Source organism: Kitasatospora phosalacinea (assembly GCF_030268885.1).
GTDB lineage: Bacteria > Actinomycetota > Actinomycetes > Streptomycetales > Streptomycetaceae > Kitasatospora > Kitasatospora phosalacinea_C.
This window is the reverse complement of the sequence record NZ_BSSA01000003.1, coordinates 280,471-297,824: the sequence shown is the minus strand read 5'-3', so window position 1 is coordinate 297,824 and position 17,354 is coordinate 280,471. Positions and strand designations below refer to the sequence as shown.

Annotated in this window: 18 protein-coding genes; 6 read left to right on the top strand and 12 right to left on the bottom strand. The window is 74.1% G+C overall.

The features are described from left to right. Positions 1-80: 80 nt before the first annotated feature. The gene (locus tag QSK52_RS07440; protein WP_285734920.1) at positions 81-872 is read right to left on the bottom strand and encodes an alpha/beta fold hydrolase; all 792 of its coding nucleotides are present in this window, start codon (positions 870-872) and stop codon (positions 81-83) included. A 96-nt stretch (positions 873-968) separates the two neighbouring features. Here QSK52_RS07440 and QSK52_RS07435 point away from each other — a divergent pair, with 96 nt between their 5' ends. Together QSK52_RS07435 and QSK52_RS07430 are read left to right on the top strand one after the other, a co-directional pair. Beyond that, positions 969-1,940, top strand: coding sequence for an ABC transporter ATP-binding protein (locus QSK52_RS07435; protein ID WP_285734918.1), 972 nt, complete (start codon positions 969-971; stop codon positions 1,938-1,940). Between the two features lies 1 nt (position 1,941). Next, positions 1,942-2,709, top strand: coding sequence for an ABC transporter permease (locus tag QSK52_RS07430; RefSeq protein ID WP_285734916.1), 768 nt, complete (start codon positions 1,942-1,944; stop codon positions 2,707-2,709). Between the two features lie 14 nt (positions 2,710-2,723). Here the strand turns inward: QSK52_RS07430 and QSK52_RS07425 are convergent, their stop codons facing one another. Then, positions 2,724-3,035 carry an ATP/GTP-binding protein gene (locus QSK52_RS07425; RefSeq protein WP_285734914.1) on the bottom strand — a complete coding sequence of 104 codons (312 nt, stop codon included), beginning with the start codon at positions 3,033-3,035 and terminating at the stop codon, positions 2,724-2,726. A gap of 435 nt (positions 3,036-3,470) precedes the next feature. Between QSK52_RS07425 and QSK52_RS07420 the strand changes: the two genes are divergently transcribed. After that, positions 3,471-4,580, top strand: coding sequence for an LLM class flavin-dependent oxidoreductase (locus QSK52_RS07420; protein WP_285735103.1), 1,110 nt, complete (start codon positions 3,471-3,473; stop codon positions 4,578-4,580). A gap of 125 nt (positions 4,581-4,705) precedes the next feature. Here the strand turns inward: QSK52_RS07420 and QSK52_RS07415 are convergent, their stop codons facing one another. Further along, positions 4,706-5,098: an SCO5389 family protein gene (locus tag QSK52_RS07415; protein WP_285734912.1), complete on the bottom strand. Its 393-nt coding sequence runs from the start codon at positions 5,096-5,098 to the stop codon at positions 4,706-4,708. Positions 5,099-5,652: 554 nt separating this feature from the next. Between QSK52_RS07415 and nucS the strand changes: the two genes are divergently transcribed. Together nucS and QSK52_RS07405 are read left to right on the top strand one after the other, a co-directional pair. Further along, a complete protein-coding gene (gene nucS / locus QSK52_RS07410; protein WP_285734910.1) occupies positions 5,653-6,312 on the top strand; it encodes an endonuclease NucS in 660 nt (219 codons plus the stop codon). A gap of 130 nt (positions 6,313-6,442) precedes the next feature. Beyond that, positions 6,443-7,105 (top strand): hypothetical protein, encoded by a 663-nt coding sequence (locus QSK52_RS07405; RefSeq protein WP_285734908.1) that lies wholly within the window; start codon positions 6,443-6,445, stop codon positions 7,103-7,105. 87 nt (positions 7,106-7,192) lie between these two features. Here the strand turns inward: QSK52_RS07405 and QSK52_RS07400 are convergent, their stop codons facing one another. From QSK52_RS07400 to QSK52_RS07385, 4 genes are all read right to left on the bottom strand, one after another. After that, positions 7,193-9,664, bottom strand: coding sequence for an ATP-binding protein (locus tag QSK52_RS07400; RefSeq protein ID WP_285734906.1), 2,472 nt, complete (start codon positions 9,662-9,664; stop codon positions 7,193-7,195). Positions 9,665-9,844: 180 nt separating this feature from the next. Continuing rightward, a complete protein-coding gene (locus QSK52_RS07395) occupies positions 9,845-10,180 on the bottom strand; it encodes an STAS domain-containing protein (RefSeq protein ID WP_285735101.1) in 336 nt (111 codons plus the stop codon). 443 nt (positions 10,181-10,623) lie between these two features. Further along, positions 10,624-11,277 (bottom strand): response regulator, encoded by a 654-nt coding sequence (locus QSK52_RS07390; RefSeq protein ID WP_285734905.1) that lies wholly within the window; start codon positions 11,275-11,277, stop codon positions 10,624-10,626. Further along, a complete protein-coding gene (locus QSK52_RS07385; protein WP_285734904.1) occupies positions 11,274-12,464 on the bottom strand; it encodes a sensor histidine kinase in 1,191 nt (396 codons plus the stop codon). The genes QSK52_RS07390 and QSK52_RS07385 overlap by 4 nt, the downstream gene beginning before the upstream one ends. 123 nt (positions 12,465-12,587) lie before the next feature. On the opposite strand from QSK52_RS07385, the gene QSK52_RS07380 reads away from it, so the two are divergent. Continuing rightward, a complete protein-coding gene (locus QSK52_RS07380; protein WP_285734902.1) occupies positions 12,588-13,118 on the top strand; it encodes a hypothetical protein in 531 nt (176 codons plus the stop codon). A 7-nt stretch (positions 13,119-13,125) separates the two neighbouring features. Here the strand turns inward: QSK52_RS07380 and QSK52_RS07375 are convergent, their stop codons facing one another. The 5 genes from QSK52_RS07375 to QSK52_RS07355 all read right to left on the bottom strand — a co-directional run bounded on the left by QSK52_RS07375 (position 13,126) and on the right by QSK52_RS07355 (position 17,336). After that, a complete protein-coding gene (locus tag QSK52_RS07375) occupies positions 13,126-13,698 on the bottom strand; it encodes a cob(I)yrinic acid a,c-diamide adenosyltransferase (RefSeq protein WP_285734900.1) in 573 nt (190 codons plus the stop codon). 45 nt (positions 13,699-13,743) lie between these two features. After that, a complete protein-coding gene (locus tag QSK52_RS07370) occupies positions 13,744-14,244 on the bottom strand; it encodes a DUF2550 domain-containing protein (protein WP_176190007.1) in 501 nt (166 codons plus the stop codon). 128 nt (positions 14,245-14,372) lie between these two features. Continuing rightward, complete coding sequence (locus QSK52_RS07365; protein WP_033252989.1) at positions 14,373-14,756, bottom strand: F0F1 ATP synthase subunit epsilon; 384 nt, start codon at positions 14,754-14,756, stop codon at positions 14,373-14,375. 217 nt (positions 14,757-14,973) lie between these two features. Then, positions 14,974-16,419, bottom strand: a complete 1,446-nt coding sequence (atpD, locus tag QSK52_RS07360; RefSeq protein WP_285734897.1) for a F0F1 ATP synthase subunit beta — start codon at positions 16,417-16,419, stop codon at positions 14,974-14,976. A 2-nt stretch (positions 16,420-16,421) separates the two neighbouring features. Next, entirely contained in the window at positions 16,422-17,336 is a 915-nt protein-coding gene (locus QSK52_RS07355) for a F0F1 ATP synthase subunit gamma (protein ID WP_285734895.1), read from the bottom strand. Between the last annotated feature and the right edge of the window lie 18 nt (positions 17,337-17,354).

Here is a 17,354-nt window from a genome sequence, read left to right as displayed (position 1 = left end):
CCTTGTCGGGACACCGCTGAAGTCCTGAAGTGCCCGCAGGGGCCCGGAGCTCGCGCTCCGGGCCCCTGCGGCGTTCCCGGCTACTTGACGCGCTTGAGCAGGGCCCGGACGGCGGCGTTGAAGGTCTCGGGGGCCTCCAGCGAGGAGAGGTGGCCGACGGCCGGGATGACGGTCAGTTCGGCGTCGGAGAGCGCCTCGGCCATCATCCGGGCCTCGTCGAGCGGGGTGACGGTGTCGAGTTCGCCGACGATGACCGCGGCGGGCACCTCCAGGGCGGCCAGTTCGTCCAGCGAGTCGGGGCGGGCGGCCATCGCGCGCTGCGCCCAGGCGACCGCCGCCGGGTCGGCTTCGGCGATCATCTGCCGTACGGTGTCGACGAGTTCGGGGTCGGTGCCGGGGGCGAGCAGGTTCTCCGCCATCCGCTCCTCCAGCAGCAGGTCAACGTTGCCGCGCTCCAGGACGGCGGCGGCGATGCGCTCCCGGTTGGCGCGGACGGCGTCGGTGTCGGTGGTGGCCTTGGTGTCGGCGAGGACGAGTCCGGCCAGCCGTTCGGGGTGGCGGCGGGCGAAGGCCATCGCGACGTAGCCGCCCATGGAGAGCCCGGCCAGGACGGCCCGCTCGACGCCGAGCGAGTCCAGCAGGTCGGCGAGGTCGTCGGCGGCGGTGTCCAGCGACGGGGGCGGGTCGCCGAGCGGGGCGCTGCCGAAGCCGCGCTGGTCCGGCGCGACGGCCCGGGCGTCGTCCCCGGCCGGGCCGGGTACTCGCTCCAGTTGGACCTCCCACATCCGCGCGGAGAGCGGGAAGGCGTGCAGCAGGACGAGCGGGGTGCCGGTGCCGTTCTCGCGGACGGTCGGCGCGCTGGGCGAGGTCATGGTTCCACCGTAGGGCCCGGCGGGCACGCCCCGGACGCAGGTTGTCCGATTCGTCCGCTTTCTGCCCTAACCTGGCCGGAGACCAAGGAGCGGCAGATGATCGAGTTGCACCACCTGACGAAGCGTTACGGCGACAAGTTGGCCGTCGACGATCTGAGCTTCCGCATCCCGGAGGGCGTGGTCACCGGGTTCCTCGGCCCGAACGGGGCGGGCAAGTCCACCACCATGCGGATGATCCTCGACCTGGACCGCCCGACCAGCGGCGAGGTCACCATCGGCGGCAGGCGCTACGCCGGGATCCAGGACCCGCTGCGCCAGATCGGCGCCCTGCTGGAGGCCAAGGCCGTCCACCCCGGCCGCACCGCGTACGACCACCTGCTGTGGCTGGCGCAGTCCAACCGGGTGCCGCGCGCCCGGGTCGACGAGGTGCTCGACCTGGTCGGCCTGACCGCGGTGGCGAGGAAGCGCGCCCGCGGCTTCTCGCTCGGCATGGGCCAGCGGCTGGGCATCGCCTCCGCGCTGCTGGCCGACCCGCAGACCCTGATGTTCGACGAGCCGGTGAACGGCCTCGACCCCGAGGGCATCCTGTGGATCCGCAACCTGATGAAACGGCTGGCCTCCGAGGGCCGCACCGTCTTCGTCTCCTCCCACCTGATGAGCGAGATGGCGCTGACCGCCGACCACCTGGTGGTGATCGGCCGCGGGCGGCTGCTGGCCGACCTGCCGATGGCCGAGTTCATCAAGCGCAACTCCCGCTCGTCCGTCCGGCTGCGCACCCCGCACCAGGAGCAGCTGCTGGACGCCCTGCACGGCGCGGGCCTGCGGGCCGAGCCCGGCCCGGACGGCGCCTGGGAGGTGGTCGACGGCGACCCGGTCGTCCTCGGCGACCTGGCCGCCGCGCACGGCGTCACCCTGCACGAGCTGAGTCCGCAGCAGGCTTCGCTGGAGGAGGCGTTCATGCAGATGACCGCCGACTCGGTGGAGTACCACATGGGGGCCGCCGCCCCCGCGCCGCCGCCCGTCTGGGGCGCGGGCTGGAACGACCGCAAGCCAGGGAAGGAGAGCTGAGATGGCCGTGTTCCCCGCCGTCGCGCAGTCCGAGTGGACCAAGATCCGCAGCGTCCGGTCCACCGTCTGGTCGCTGGTCTCGGTCTTCCTGATCACCGTCGCCCTCGGCCTGGCGATCAGCCTGGTCGCCCGGAACAACCCCACGGACTTCACCGAGGGCGGCAGGCCGTTCGACGCCACCGCCATCTCGTTCATCGGCGTCGGCTTCGGCCGGCTCGCCATCGTGGTGTTCGGCGTGCTGGCCGTCGGCAACGAGTACAGCAGCGGCATGATCCGGGTCTCGCTGGCGGCCGTCCCGCAGCGCGGCACCCTGCTGGCGGCGAAGACCGCCGTGCTGGGCGCGCTGGCCCTGGCCGCCTCGCTGGTGACGGTGTTCGTCGCCTTCTTCGTCGGGCAGGCCGCGCTCGGCGGCGGGCTGTCGACCTCGCTGGGCGCGGAGAACGTGCTGCGCGCGGTGGTCGGCACCGCGCTCTACCTGACCCTGCTGTGCCTGCTCTCGGCCGGCGTCACGGTGATGGTGCGGCACCAGATCCTGGCGCTGGCGATCCTGGTGCCGTTCATCCTGCTGATCTCGCCGATCCTGACCCTCGTCCCCGTGGTGAAGGACTGGATCAAGTACTTCCCGGACCAGACGGGCGGCGCCATCACCCAGGTCGTCCCGACCGACGACCTGCCGTACGGCCCCTGGACCGGCCTGCTGATCTGCGCGGCGTGGACGGCCGCGGCCCTGCTCGGGGGCTACCTCGTCCTGAAGAGGCGCGACGCCTGAGGCGCCGTCAGCCGTCAGTACTTCGGAGCGCCGCGGCCCCGCTGGACGTTGGAGCCGCGGCGCTCCCGCGCGCCCCAGCAGGCCCGGTGCCAGTGCCGCCGGTCGTCCACGCCGCCGTGGTCGGGCCAGGCCACCACGTGGCCGACGCCGGGCGGGATCTCCTGGTCGCAGCCGGGGCACCGGTAGTACCGCCCGGCCGTCCCGGCCACGGTCTGCACCACCCACTCCTCGCCCCGGTACTCCTCGACCCGGCGCAGCGAACTCCCCATCGGTGCGCCGCTGCCGCGGCCGTCGGGCTTGTCGATCCGGTTGCGGCGGGGTGACACGGGGTTCCTCTCCGTCGGCGCGCTGTCCTCCCAGGGTACGGGCCGCCGGGCCGCCGCTCCCAGCCGGTGACCGGACCGTTGCCCGGCGCGTTGTACCGGGTGCGGGCGCCGGGAGCACCGGAAGCCACCGGCGCCCCACCGCCCCCGCGGGCCCCAATAGCACGGCGGACCGGCCGGCCGCCGGGGTTTCGGGGGTAATCCACCCTTCTCCCGGGGAAATCGGGGATTCGGCGTGCCATTGGCACATGACATGGGTTACTCACGTGGTGACACGGCGGGGCCCGCGACCCTGCGCGGCACCGATGGAGGCACCCGATGACGAAGACCACCGCCCGGCCCGACGCCCGCTCCGCCTCCCCGCGGACGGCCCGCACCGGGGTGGTGCCCGCGGCGCAGCCCGCCGCCGAGCAGTCACCGGGCACCGGCACGGACGCGATCCGGGTCGGCGCCTTCCTGCTGTCGGCGCAGTTCCCCGGCCAGGGCCACGGCGAGGCGCTGGAGCGGACGGTCTCGGCCGCGGTGGCCGCCGAGCGGGCGGGCCTGGACGCGGTCTGGCTGGCCGAGCACCACTTCGTCCCGTACGGGGTCTGCCCGGACGCGGCGACGCTGGCCGCGCTGCTGCTGGGCCGCACCCGGCGGATCGGGGTGGGCACGGCGGTGAGCGTGCTGAGCACCCGTCACCCGGTGGCGCTGGGCGAGCAGGCGGCGCTGCTGCACCTGACCTCGGGCGGCCGGTTCACGCTGGGGGTGGGGCGCGGCGGGCCGTGGATCGACCTGGCGGTGTTCGGCGGCGGCCTGGAGGCGTACGAGCAGGGCTTCCCGGAGCGCCTCGACCTGCTGCTGCGCTGGCTGCGCGGGGCCCGGGTGGGGGCGGCGGGGCCGCAGTTCGCCTTCCCGGAGGTCGCGGTGGTGCCGCGGGCGGCGGAGCCGGGACGGCGGGGGGAGCTGGCGGGCTGGCTGGGCCTGGAGGGGACGGTGATCCCGCGCCAGCGCCAGGACGGGGCGGCCCCGGCCCGGTCCGGCCCGCCGGTAGTGGTGGCCTGCACCTCGCCGGGCGGGGTGCGGACGGCCGCGGAGCGGGGCCTGCCGATGCTGCTGGGCATGCACTCGGGCGACGAGGACAAGCGGGAGATGCTGGCGGCGTACCGGGCGGCCTGGCGGGCGGCGGGGCGCGGCGAGGAGCAACTGGCCCGGGTGGAGCGGGAGCACGTCGCGGCGGGCGTCGCACAGGTGGACGACCGGGCGGGGGCGGCCCGGGCCAGCCTGCTGCGGGCGATGCCGGACTTCTTCGCGCACGGCCTGGGCGCGCACCGCACCGTGGACGGCCGGGAGCGCACCATGCGCGACCCGCGGGCGTACACCGAGCTGCTGTGCGACCTGCACGCGGTCGGCACGCCCCGGCAGTGCGCGGACCGGCTGCTGGCGACCGCGGAGCGCACCGGCATCCGGCGCTTCGCGCTGCTCGCGGAGGGCTCGGGCGACACCGCGGCGACGCTGCACAACCTGGCCCGGCTGGGCGCGGAGGTGCTGCCGCAGCTGTCCTGAGCGCCGTGGGGGCCCGCGCGCGGCCGCGGGCCGCCCCGGGATGCTGGGACCCGGGGTGGCCCGCGTTCGGCGCCCGCAGGGGTGCTGGCGGCCCGTCAGCGGTGGCGCGGCGCGGCGACGCCCCGTCAGCAGTCGCGCAGCTCCGGCGACTGGTTGAGCAGCTGGCCCCGGATCGAGGTGAAGCGGGCGAGCCGCGCCTCGGTGTCGGGGCCGGGGGCGAAGACCGCGACCCGGTGGCAGTTCTGGAAGGCCAACTGCACGCCGAAGTGCCGCTGCAGGGCGCCCCGGATCGCGTCGCTGGCCAGCGCGCGGAGCAGTTGGCCGCGCTCCTGCTCGCTCGGCGGGGGCACGTCGTTGTCGGCGAAGTCGGTTCCGTCGACCTTGAGCTGGGCGACCAGCGAGCTGATCATGTCCCAGGCGTAGGGCAGCGAGGTGCGGACACAGTCGACGAACTCCCGCTCGTCGACCTCGCCTCGTTCGGCCTTCTCCAACAGGGCCGGTGAGACGTCGAGCGACATGGGTTCTCCTCTCGCGGTCCGCTCCGACGTGGTCGCCGGGGCGGTGGTGCCGGTGTGCTGGGCGGGTGCTGGGGTGGTGAGGGCGGTGCCGGGGCGCGGTGCGCCGGGGAGGGTGGACGGACGTGCGGTGAACCACGCGTGCCGTTCGAACGGTGCGGGTGTGACGCACCGGTGGACGCCGCGCGACGGGGTTCGGGCCGGGGGTCAGACCAGCCTGGCAGGCCCCCCTCCGCCCGGGTTGGTGAATCGACGGATTGCCGCCCGGAACGCCCCTTCCTGGACGAGATTGGCCGGAATCCGACGTGTCCCAACCCCCCTCAGTGAGCAGGCACCCCTCACGGCGCGTGCCCGTGCGGTCACCATGCTTCGCCCCTCCCGCCCGGCCCACACCTGCCGTGCGCGCACTCGCTTCAAACGGCTCCCGGTTCCCGTCCGCCCGGACCGGCTGTCTCGGGATTGCGCCGCTTCGGCCCCACCGGAGCGGAGCGGGCCGCTCCGGCCCGCGGAATCGAACGCGGACCGGGGCACTCCCCGCGGGCCTTAGGCTTGTCCCCATGCGTCTTGTCATCGCCAAGTGCACCGTGGACTACGCGGGCCGCCTCGCTGCACATCTGCCCTCCGCCGTGCGCCTGGTGATCGTGAAGGCCGACGGGAGCGTCAGCATCCACGCCGACGACCGGGCCTACAAGCCGCTGAACTGGATGTCGCCGCCGTGCTCCCTCAAGGAGGCCGACGGGGTGTGGACGGTCACCAACAAGGCCGGCGAGAAGCTGATCATCACCCTGGAGGACGTCCACCACGACTCCTCGCACGAACTGGGCGTCGACCCCGGCCTGATCAAGGACGGCGTGGAGGCCCACCTGCAGGAGCTGCTGGCCGACCGGATGGAGGTGCTCGGCTCCGGCTGGCAGCTGATCCGCCGTGAGTACCCCACCCCGATCGGCCCGGTCGACATCCTGTGCCGCGACTCCGACGGCACCACCGTCGCCGTGGAGATCAAGCGCCGCGGCGAGATCGACGGCGTCGAGCAGCTCACCCGCTACCTCGAACTCCTCAACCGCGACCCGCTGCTGGCCCCGGTCAGGGGCGTCTTCGCCGCCCAGGAGATCAAGCCCCAGGCCCGCGTGCTGGCCACCGACCGCGGCATCGGCTGCGTCGTCCTCGACTACGACGAGCTGCGCGGCATCGACGACGACAAGCTCAAGCTCTTCTAGGAGCTGCCCGCCCGACCCGGAGCTGCCCGCCCGACCCGGGGCTGCCCGCCCGACCCGGGGCTGCCCGCCCGGCCCGGGGCTGCCCGCCCGGCCCGGGGGCGCCGTCGGCGCGGGCTGCCACAATCCCGGCATGCCCGATCGCAGCACCGCCGGGGCCCCGTGGTCCGGCCCGTACGAGACCCACCTGACGCTGGCCCCGGCCGAGGCCGACGCGCTGGCCGCCTGGGCGGCCGCGCACGGCCTGGAGTTCACCCACATCCTGCTGGCCCGCGGACGACACCCCTCGCAGCCGATGCTCTCCTGGCGCGCCGAGGGCACGCTGGCCGCGCAGCACCGCCGGGCCGCCGCCGAGAGCGCCCGGCTGCGCGGCGCCGGGTTCACCCCCGTCCGGGTCAAGATCGAGGCGGCCCCCTGGACGCCGGGCGTCCCGCGCACCGACGCCGAGGCCGAACGCGCCGACCCCGCCCACTACTTCGAGCACCACGTGAAGGTCCGGCTGTCCCCCGGCACCCCGCGCGAGGCCTTGGCCCGCGCCGCCCGCGGCCACCACGCCCACGTCTCCTGGAACGCCCGCCGCACCGAGCCCGGCGGCCACCGCCACTACTTCGTCACCCAGCGCTGCCACCGCGTCGGTCTCACCACCGCCACCGCCCGCCTGACCCGCCTCGCCACCACCCTCACCACCGCCGGCTTCCCGCCCCTGAAGGCCGAACGCGAGTACGTGGTCCACGACTCGGCGCTCGCCCTGGACGCGGGCTGGCTCGACGGCGGCCCCGCGGAGGACCCGCCGTGACCGCCACCGCCCCGGCCCGGGCGGAGTGCGCGCACGCCCTCGCCCGGGACGACGCCGCCCCGGAACAGCCCCTGCGGTGACGCCCCGTCAGGGAGTACCGCCGGTGGCGCCGCCCGTCGTCGTGCCGCCGGTCGCCCCGCCCGTGGCCCCTCCGGTGGTCGTGCCTCCCGTGCTGCCGCCGGTGGTGCCGCCGGTGGTCGTGCCGCCGGTTCCGGTGCTGCCGCCGGTCGTGCCTCCCGTGCTGCCGCCCGTGGTGCCGCCGGTGGTCGTGCCGCCGGTTCCGGTGCTGCCGCCGGTCGTGCCTCCCGTGCTGCCGCCGGTGGTCGTGCCGCCGGTTCCGGTGCTGCCGCCGGTCGTGCCTCCCGTGCTGCCGCCCGTGGTGCCGCCGCTGGTCGTGCCACCGGTTCCGGTGCTGCCGCCGGTCGTGCCTCCCGTGCTGCCGCCCGTGGTGCCGGTGCCCGGCTTCGTCGTGGTTGCGCTCGGGGACGGGGAGCCGCTGGGCTTGTGGGTGGCGGAGGGGCTGCTCGTGGTGGAGGCGCTGGGGCTGGGGCTGCCGCTCGCGGTCGGGCTGTCCGTGGCCGTGGGGCTGCCGCTGGAGGGGGCGGGGGTGGGCGAGCTGCTGCGGGGGGCGGGACTGGGGTCGAGCGGGGGGCGGTCGTCGGCGGAGTTGCCGGTGCGGTCGCCGCCCGGGTGGTCGTCGCCGGTGGCGGCGACGCCGATCGCGGTGCCGAGCGCACCCAGCGCCATCACCGCCGCCCCGGCCAGCAGCACGGTCTTGCGGGCGCCGCGCGGGGCCCGCTTGCGCAGGCGGCCGGGGACGACCTGGGCGATGGCCCGGATGGAGCGGCGGCGGCGGGCGGGCGCGGTGTCGGTGCCCGCGGTCAGGGCGGCGGTCTCCTCGATCCGGATCAGGTCGAGCATCCGGCGGGCCCCGGCGACGCCGCGCTGCTCGCCCGCGGCGGCGCGCAGCGCGAGCGCGGCCTCCAGTTCGGCGACGGCCCGCCGGCTGTCGCCCGTGCAGAGCGCGTGCACGCCCAACTCGTGGTGGAACCAGCCCTGTTCGGCGTTGGCGCCGAGCATCCTGGCGGCTTCCAGGCCGAGTTGCAGGACGCGCTCCCAGGCGCCCCAGCGCAGCGACAGCGCGAGCGCGGGGGCGGCGGCCCGGGCGAGGCGGAGCACCTCGGCGGGGCGGTCGGCGTTCCGTTCGGCGAGCAGCACGGCGAGGATGACCTCGGCTTCGGCGGCGACCTGCCGGGTGGAGACGGAGGCGTGTCCGACCCACCAGGCGAGGTGTTCGGCGGCGCCGTACGCGATCCCGCCGGGGGCGAACGGGGCGGGCAGGCCGTTGCTGTCGTCCTCGACCTCGGGCAGCAGGGCGTCGAGGACGCCCTCGGTGAGGCGGTGGTGGCCGCCGACGGAGACCGCGAGCCCGGCTTCGACGAGTTCCTGCAGGGCGCTCTCGCCGAGGCCGACGTCGAGCAGCGCGGGCAGGTGCGGGGCGGTCGGGCACTCCCCGCCGAGGGCGAGGGCGAGCCGCAGCACCAGCCGGGCGGACTCGCTCAGCCCCTGGACCAGGCGGCGGGCCGGTGCGGCGCTCTCCCCCACCGAGGGCAGCGGCACCTGCTGGCGCAGTTCCCGCTCCAACTCGGCCGGGTCCCGGGGGAGTTCGTACTCCTGGACGGAGCCGAACAGGCTCCGCCGGTCCTCCTGGGCGGCGACCAGGGCGTCCACCGTGACGTCGCGCTGGCGCAGCAGCGCGGCGGCCCGGACGAAGCGCAGCGGCAGGCCCTCGGACTCGAACCAGAGGTCGACCGCCCAGGCCCGTTCGACCTCGTCGAGCGGACGGCCCGCGAGCCGGGCCGCGAGGGTCAGGGAGGCGGGGCGGGACAGGCCCGCGACCAGGTGGTCGCGCAGCCGGGAGCCGGGGGCGGGGGGCGGGCTGCCGGGGACGGCGGCGATCAGGAAGGCGCACTCGGGGGCGAGGGCGAGCAGTTCCTCCAGTTCCTCGCCGTACGGTTCGACGTCGTCGATCACCACGACCGCGGCGACGCCGGCCAGCAGTTCGGCGAGCTGTTCCCGGTCGGGGCGGAAGTCGGGGGCCTGGTGGGTGGCGGCGAACAGGTCCTGCAGCAGGTCGGTGACGGTCCGGCGGTAGCCGCTCAGCCGCACCACGCCGTCGGGGGCGAGCTCCCCGGCCGCTTCGGCGACGGCGGCGAGCAGGGCGGAGCGGCCCGATCCGGCCTGTCCGACCAGTTGGACGGAGCGGCCGGCCCGGAGCTGCTCCAGCAGGGCCGCGATGTCGCCCTCCCGGTCCAGCAGCCGCAGGTCGCCCGGTCCGGCGCCGAGCGCGAGCGGGCCGACGGCCGGGCTGGGGCCCAGTTCCGGGCGGGCCTGCACCAGTCCGCGGATCCGGCGGGGCTGCGGCATCCACTCGTCCGGGCAGTGCCGGGCCTCCGAGCCCTCCGGCCCGCCGACCACCACCAGCCGCTCGCCGCTGACCAGTTCCCCGCTCCGCGGGCGCACCCCGTCCCCCCGGAAATCGCCGCTCGGCTGACCCACGTCACTGCTCCCCGCCACTCGGACACCTGAGCGGAGACTTTCCCACACGTCCGCGCCCGGTCACCACACAGGGGTGCCTCCGGCGCCCAGCCGCTCCGCACACGAACTCCCGGCGCCCGGGCCGACCTGCGACGGCGCACCGGCGGGGTGCGCGGGGGGAACCGCGGGAAGCCGCGGGGACTAGCCCAGCGCGGGGAGCGTCGTCCCGCAGGGGTCCTGCACCGCGCCCTCGACCGCGAGGATCCGGTGCAGCCTGGTCGCGACCAGCAGCCGCTGCAGTTGCACGGGCACGTCGCGGAGCACCAGGCGCCGCCCGGCCCGCCCGGCCCGCCGGTGGGTGCCCATGATCACGCCGAGGCCGGTGGCGTCCCAGAACTCCAGGCGTCCGAGGTCGAGGACGAGGTCGCCCTCGCCGCCGTCGACGGCGGCGTGCAGCAGCGCCCTGGCGTCGGCGGCGCTGCGCACGTCGAGCCGCCCTTCGACGGCCAGTGCGGTGTGGTCGCCGGTGATGCGCATGCTGTCCTCCTCCTCGGCCGTCTGCCGTACGTCCGCTGCCACGGTGCGCCCGCACCTCGGGGAACGTCCGCGCCCTGTGGGGCCGTGTCCGCGCACCGGCCCCTTCCTGAATCTGACGGTGAACCAGTTCCGCAGGTTGCTGTCACCCGCCGGACTGCCCCTCAACTTCACCCGTCCGAGGGAATATACGCAGGATCACCTCACACCTACGCTCGATTACCGCCCAAATCACCCGTCTGCGGGCGGACCGTGAGCAAACTCACCCGACCGCCCGGAACGCCCGCGCCCGGGCAGCACGGACGGCCTGCGGGAGCGGCATCGCTCTCGCCGGACTCTAGTGGGAGCGCGCCCGCCGTGGTGCGATCCGGCGGTGTGATCTGCGCCGGAGGGGTGTGATCTGCACCCCTCCCCCGCGCCGCCCCCACTCCTCCCCCGCCCCGCGCTCACTCCTCCCCCGGCGCGGGCACCCCCCACTCCTGGGCGAGGATCGCCGCCTGCACCCGGCTGCGCAGGCCGAGCTTGGCCAGGATCCGGCTGACGTGCGTCTTGGTGGTGGCCTCGGCGGTGCGCAGCCGCTGCGCGATCTGCGCGTTGGACAGGCCCGCCCCGAGGCAGCCCAGCACCTCCCGCTCCCTGGGCGTGAGCCCGTCCAGCGCGACCGGTGCGACGGCGGCCGGGCCGGTGCGGGCGAAGGAGGAGATCAGCCGCCGGGTGACGGAGGGCGCGAGGGTGCCGTCGCCGCGGGCGACCGTCCGGATGCCCTCGACCAGGGCCTCGGCCTCCAGGTCCTTGAGCAGGAACCCGGCCGCACCGGCCCGCAGCGCACCCCACACGTACGCGTCGAGGTCGAAGGTGGTGAGCACCAGGACCTGCCCGGCCCCGGCGGCGACCACCTCGCGGGTCGCCGCGACGCCGTCGAGCCGGGGCATCCGGACGTCCATCAGCACCACGTCGGGCCGCAGCTCCAGGGCCAGCCGGACGGCCTGCTCGCCGTCGGCGGCCTCGCCGACCACCTCCAGGTCGTCCTCCGCGCGCAGGATCATCACCAGCGCGGCCCGCACCGCCGCCTGGTCCTCGGCCACCAGCACCCTGATCACGCGCGCTCCCCTCCCGCCGTCCGCGGCAGCACCGCCCGCACCGTCCACGTCCCCCCGTCCGGCCCGGCGGTGAGCTCCCCGCCGAGCAGCTGGGCCCGCTCGCCCATGCCGACCAGCCCGGCCCCCGCCCCGGGCACCGCCCTGCCCTCCCCGGGCCGGTACGCGGACACCACCGAGATCTCCAACTCGCCCTCCCCGTAACGGATCTCCAGCCGCACCGGCCCGGGCGCGGCGTGCTTGACGGCGTTGGTCAGCGACTCCTGGACGATCCGGTACGCGGCCAGCTCCAGCGGCGCGGCCAGCTCGCCGCGCTCGCCGACCTCCTCGGCCTCGAAGCTCAGCCCGGCCGCCCGCCCGGCCGCCCGGGCCTGCTCCAGCAGCACGTCGACGGCGGCCAACCGCGGTGCGGCGTACGGCTCTTCGGGTGCGGAATCGCGCAGCAGGCCGATCATCCGGCGCATCTCGGCCAGGCCCTGCACGCTGTTCTCCCGGATCACCGCCAGCGCCTCGACCAGCGGCTCGTCCGGCGCACGCCGCTGGCGGCGGGCCACCGCCTGGGCGCCGGTGGCGTGGATGGCGATCGCCGACAGGTGGTTGGCGATGACGTCGTGCAGCTCCCGGGCCATCCGGGCGCGTTCCGCGACCACCGCCCCGCGCCGGTCCAACTCGGCCAGCAGCGCGGTCTGTTCGGCCCGCAGCCGCTCGGCCTCGGCCCGGTCGCGGTGGTGGCGCAGCAGGTCGGCCGTCCAGACCGGGGCGAGGAAGACCAGCCCGCAGAACACCGCGACCAGCAGCGCCCCGGGCACCGACCCGTACCGCCAGGTCAGCCCGGAGAGCACCAGGGTGGCGGCGGCCCCGGTCAGCTGCAGCACCTTGCTCATCCGGGCCGGGCCGTACAGGGTGGCCGCGTACAGCAGGTCGGTGTACATCAGCAGGGTCGCCATCAGCGAGCCCAGGTACACCGCGGCGCCGAACAGCACGCCGCCCAGGCAGACCGTCCAGACCGGACGGCTGCGACGCGCCGGCTCCAGCGCCGCCATCGCCGCCAGCGGCAGCGCCACCGCCCACACCGGCAGCCCGGGCCGGGCGTCGTAGGCGCCGAAGGCCAGCAGCAGCAGGCCGCCGAGCAGCCCGGCGGCGGCGATGGCCAGGTCCTCCTGGCGGTCGGTGAGCCTCACGGGCCCCATCCCAGCACTCCTTCCCACCTGCAGGAACGACCGGCCGGACGACCCGCCGTCCGACGAAAGTCGCACGCCCGGCTCGACTGCCCGGACGATGACCCGGCGCCCGCGCGGGAGCAGGATCGAGGCATGGTTTTCCTGATCGCAGCCGGTGAGGTCGGCTTCTGGGTGGTACTGGCGGCCGGGCTGCTGGCCCGCTACGGGCTGCGCCTGCGCCGCACCGGCGCGGTGCTGCTGGCCCTGCTCCCGGTGGTCGACCTGGTGATCCTCGGGGCGACCGTCGCGGACCTGCGCGGCGGCGCCACCGCCGACTGGACGCACGGCCTGGCGGCCGCGTACGTCGGCTTCTCGCTCGCCTACGGCCACCGCCTGGTCCGCTGGGCCGACGGGCACGCCGCGCACCGCCTGGCGGGCGGCCCGAAGCCCGCCGGGATGCCCAGGTACGGTGCGGCGCGGGCCCGTTACGAGTGGGGCGTGTTCGCCCTGACGCTGCTGGCCGCGGCGGTCACGGTGGTGCTGGTCGCCGCCGTGCAGTGGCTGGTCGGCGACGGCGCCCGCACCGCGGCGCTCGACTCCTGGTACCCGCGGATGGGTCTGGTCGTCGGCGTCAACCTGCTGGTAGCCGCCAGCTACACGCTCTTCCCCAAGCGGCCCCGGTAGCGCCGCCTCAGCGGTTCTCGCCGGGCACCCACAGCACGTCGCCGCGCTCCTTGTTGGCGGTCCGCGCCAGGATGAACAGCAGGTCGGAGAGCCGGTTCAGGTACTTCGCGGTCAGCGGGTTGACGCTCTCCCCGTGCTCCTCGATCGCCGCCCAGGTCGCCCGCTCGGCCCGCCGCACCACCGTGCACGCCAGGTGCAGGTACGCCGCCCCGGGCGTCCCGCCGGGCAGGATGAAGCTGCGCAGCTTCTCCAGGTCCGCCAGGAACCGGTCGCAGTCGGCCTCCAGCCGGTCGACGTACGACTGCTCGACCCGCAGCGGCGGGTACTTCGGGTCCGGCACGATCGGGGTGGCCAGGTCCGCGCCGACGTCGAACAGGTCGTTCTGGATCCGGGTCAGCACCGCGACCAGTTCCTCGTCCAGCCCACCGGCGGCCAGCGCCACGCCGAGCGCCGCGTTGGCCTCGTTGGTGTCCGCGTACGCGATCAGCCGGGGGTCGGTCTTCGTGGTCCGGCTCATGTCGCCGAGCGCGGTCGTGCCGTCGTCCCCGGTCCGGGTGTAGATGCGCGTCAGGTTCACCATGCCCGCAGCCTAGCGGGCCGGTTCACCACCGTTAACGGCGCCTCACTACGCGACGTTCACTCGCTGTCCGGGCGGCGCCGCCTCGAGCCAGGCCAGGAAGCCGGTCAGCGCGTCGTCGCTCATCGCGAGCTCCAGCGGGGCGCCCTTGTGCAGGCAGCGCAGCACCACCGAGCCGGAGAGCAGGGCGAGTTCCTCCTGCCCCTGCGGGTAGCGGCGGCCGAGGACCTCGATCTCGGTGCGCGGCAGGACGCGGCGCGGGCGGGGTGCGTAGGAGAAGACCCGGAACCACTCGATGGAGTCGCCGCTGTAGCGGCCGATACCAAAAACCCACCCCTTGCCGTCGGTCTGCGGGACCGGGGCGGAGGTGGGCTGGCCGTTCTCGTCGAGATCCGGCTGCGTCGAGGCGTCGGCGGGCATTTTCAGGCGGTAGGAGCAGTCGAAGGTGCCGCCCACCCGCTGGATGAGGCGGCGGCGTACCGCGAAGCCGACCAGGCCGGCGATGGCGAGGACCACGACGGCCGCGCACACCACAAGGGCGAGGACCATGCTCACCTACCTCCTCGCTGCGTCCCCGTGGCGGTCGACCCACGACCGCTCGTTCCTACCAACTGATGCGACAGTCCCGGGGTCACGCTGCAGGCGTCCCCGGGACCGTCGCTGAGATCACATCAGGCTCAGTGCTGCGCCTTGAGCCCGCCGGCGGCGAGCAGACGGACCTCGGCGCGCCGCTCGGCGTGCGAGTCGGCCTCGTTCTTGGCGTTCTCCAGGGCGCGCTCGGCCCGGGCGACGTCGATCTCGTCGGCCAGCTCGGCGATCTCGGCGAGGATCGACAGCTTGTTGTCGGCGAACGAGATGAAGCCGCCGTGCACCGCGGCGACGACCGTGCCCTGGTCGGTGGTGCGGATGGTGACCGGACCGGTCTCCAGCACGCTCAGCACCGGGGTGTGGCCCGGCATGATGCCGGTGTCACCGGAGGCCGTACGGGCGACAACGATGGTGGCCGCACCGGACCACACCTTGCGGTCGGCTGCGACCAGCTCGACGTGCAGCTCAGCCAACGTGGGCTCCTTGGCTCTTGCCGGTCCTCGGGCACCCGGGCGAACGGGCGGCGGTCTCGGCAGTTTCGGTAAGAATAACGGTCACGCGCCCCCGGGACGAAACCAAGGGCCCGTACATGACGGGGATCACAGCAGATCCAGCGGTGAGGGGTGGCCCCCGACGGAGAGCCGGGGACCACCCCTCAACGGTTCGGTCTGCCGCGCAACCGGCCTGCGGTTACTTCTTCAGCAGCTCGGCGGCGTTGCGCTCGAGGTCGTCGATGCCACCGCACATGAAGAAGGCCTGCTCCGGGACGTGGTCGTACTTGCCGTCCGCGATCGCGTTGAAGGCCTCGATGGTCTCCGACAGCGGAACGGTCGAGCCGTCGACGCCGGTGAACTGCTTCGCCACGTAGGTGTTCTGCGAGAGGAAGCGCTCGATGCGGCGGGCCCGCTGCACCGTGACCTTGTCCTCCTCGGACAGCTCGTCGATGCCGAGGATCGCGATGATGTCCTGGAGGTCCTTGTACTTCTGCAGGATCCCCTTGATACGGACGGCCGTGTCGTAGTGGAGCTGCGTGATGTACCGCGGGTCGAGGATGCGGGACGTGGAGTCCAGCGGGTCGACGGCCGGGTAGATGCCCTTCTCCGAGATCGGGCGCGACAGAACGGTGGTCGCGTCCAGGTGGGCGAAGGTGGTGGCCGGGGCCGGGTCGGTCAGGTCGTCCGCGGGGACGTAGATCGCCTGCATCGAGGTGATCGAGTGACCGCGGGTCGAGGTGATGCGCTCCTGCAGGAGGCCCATCTCGTCGGCCAGGTTCGGCTGGTAGCCCACCGCGGAGGGCATGCGGCCGAGCAGGGTCGACACCTCGGAACCGGCCTGGGTGAACCGGAAGATGTTGTCGATGAAGAGGAGCACGTCCTGCTTCTCGACGTCGCGGAAGTACTCCGCCATGGTCAGCGCGGAGAGCGCGACGCGCAGACGGGTGCCCGGGGGCTCGTCCATCTGGCCGAAGACCAGCGCGGTCTTGTCCAGGACGCCCGAGTCGACCATCTCGTCGATGAGGTCGTTGCCCTCACGGGTGCGCTCGCCGACACCGGCGAACACCGACACACCACCGAAGTTCTCGGCGACGCGGTAGATCATCTCCTGGATCAGAACGGTCTTGCCGACACCGGCACCACCGAACAGACCGATCTTGCCACCCTGGACGTACGGGGTGAGCAGGTCGATGACCTTGATGCCGGTCTCGAACATCTCGGTCTTCGACTCGAGCTCGGAGAAGTTCGGGGCCTTGCGGTGGATCGGCCACTTGACCTGCACCTGGGACTCGAACTCGGCCTTGTCGACGTTCAGCACCTCACCGAGGGCGTTGAACACCTTGCCCTTGGTGATCTGGCCGACCGGGACGGAGATCGCCGCACCGGTGTCGACGACCTGCGAACCGCGGACCAGGCCGTCGGTCGGCTGCATCGAGATGCCGCGGACCAGGCCGTCGCCGAGGTGCTGGGCGACCTCGAGGGTCAGGGTCTTCTTGCCCGAGCCGTCGGGGTTGTCCACCTCGACGTGCAGGGCGTTGAACATGTCCGGAATGGCGTCGACGGGGAACTCCACGTCGACGACCGGGCCGATGACCCGCGCGACGCGGCCCGTCGCCGTGGTCGGCTCAACAGTGGTGGTCATACTCATTCGCTCCCCGCGCTAGCGTCGGCCAGCGCGTTCGCGCCGCCCACGATCTCGCTGATTTCCTGGGTGATCTCGGCCTGACGGGCCGAGTTGGCAAGCCGCGTCAGCGACTTGATGAGCTCGCCGGCGTTGTCCGTCGCGCTCTTCATCGCACGACGGCGGGCGGCGTGCTCGGAGGCGGCCGACTGCAGCAGCGCGTTGTAGATCCGGCTCTCGACGTACCGCGGCAGCAGCGCGTCGAGGACGCCCTCCGCCGACGGCTCGAAGTCGTACAGCGGGAAGATCTGGTTCTTCGCCGCCGCACCGTCGCTCAGCTCGACCTCGTCGAGCTTCAGCGGCAGCAGGCGGTTGTCCACCGCGTTCTGCGTCAGCATCGACACGAACTCGGTCGACACCAGGTGCAGCTCGTCCACGCCGCCGGTCTCCGCGGTGAAGGCCTCGATCAGGTCCGCCGCGATCGTCTTGGCGTCCCCGTAGGTCGGCTTGTCGGAGAAGCCGGTCCAGGAGTTCGCCACCGCCAGGTTGCGGAAGCCGTAGTAGCCCACGCCCTTGCGGCCGACGATGTACGTGACCACTTCCTTGCCCTCTTCGCGGAGGCGGGCGGCGAGCGCCAGCGACTGCTTGATGGCGTTGGTCGAGTAGCCGCCCGCCAGGCCGCGGTCCGCCGTGATCAGCAGGACGGCGGCGCGCGAGGCGTTCGGGTTCTCGGTGGTCAGCGGGTGCTTCGCGGTGGACCGGGTGGCCACCGCGGTCACCGCGCGGGTGAGCTCGTCGGCGTACGGAGTGGAGGCGGCCACCGCGCGCTGCGCCTTGACGATGCGCGACGCGGAGATCATCTCCATCGCCTTGGTGATCTTCTTCGTCGCGGTGACGGAGCGGATGCGGCGCTTGTAGACCCGAAGCTGTGCTCCCATGGGTCGTTACGTCCTTTC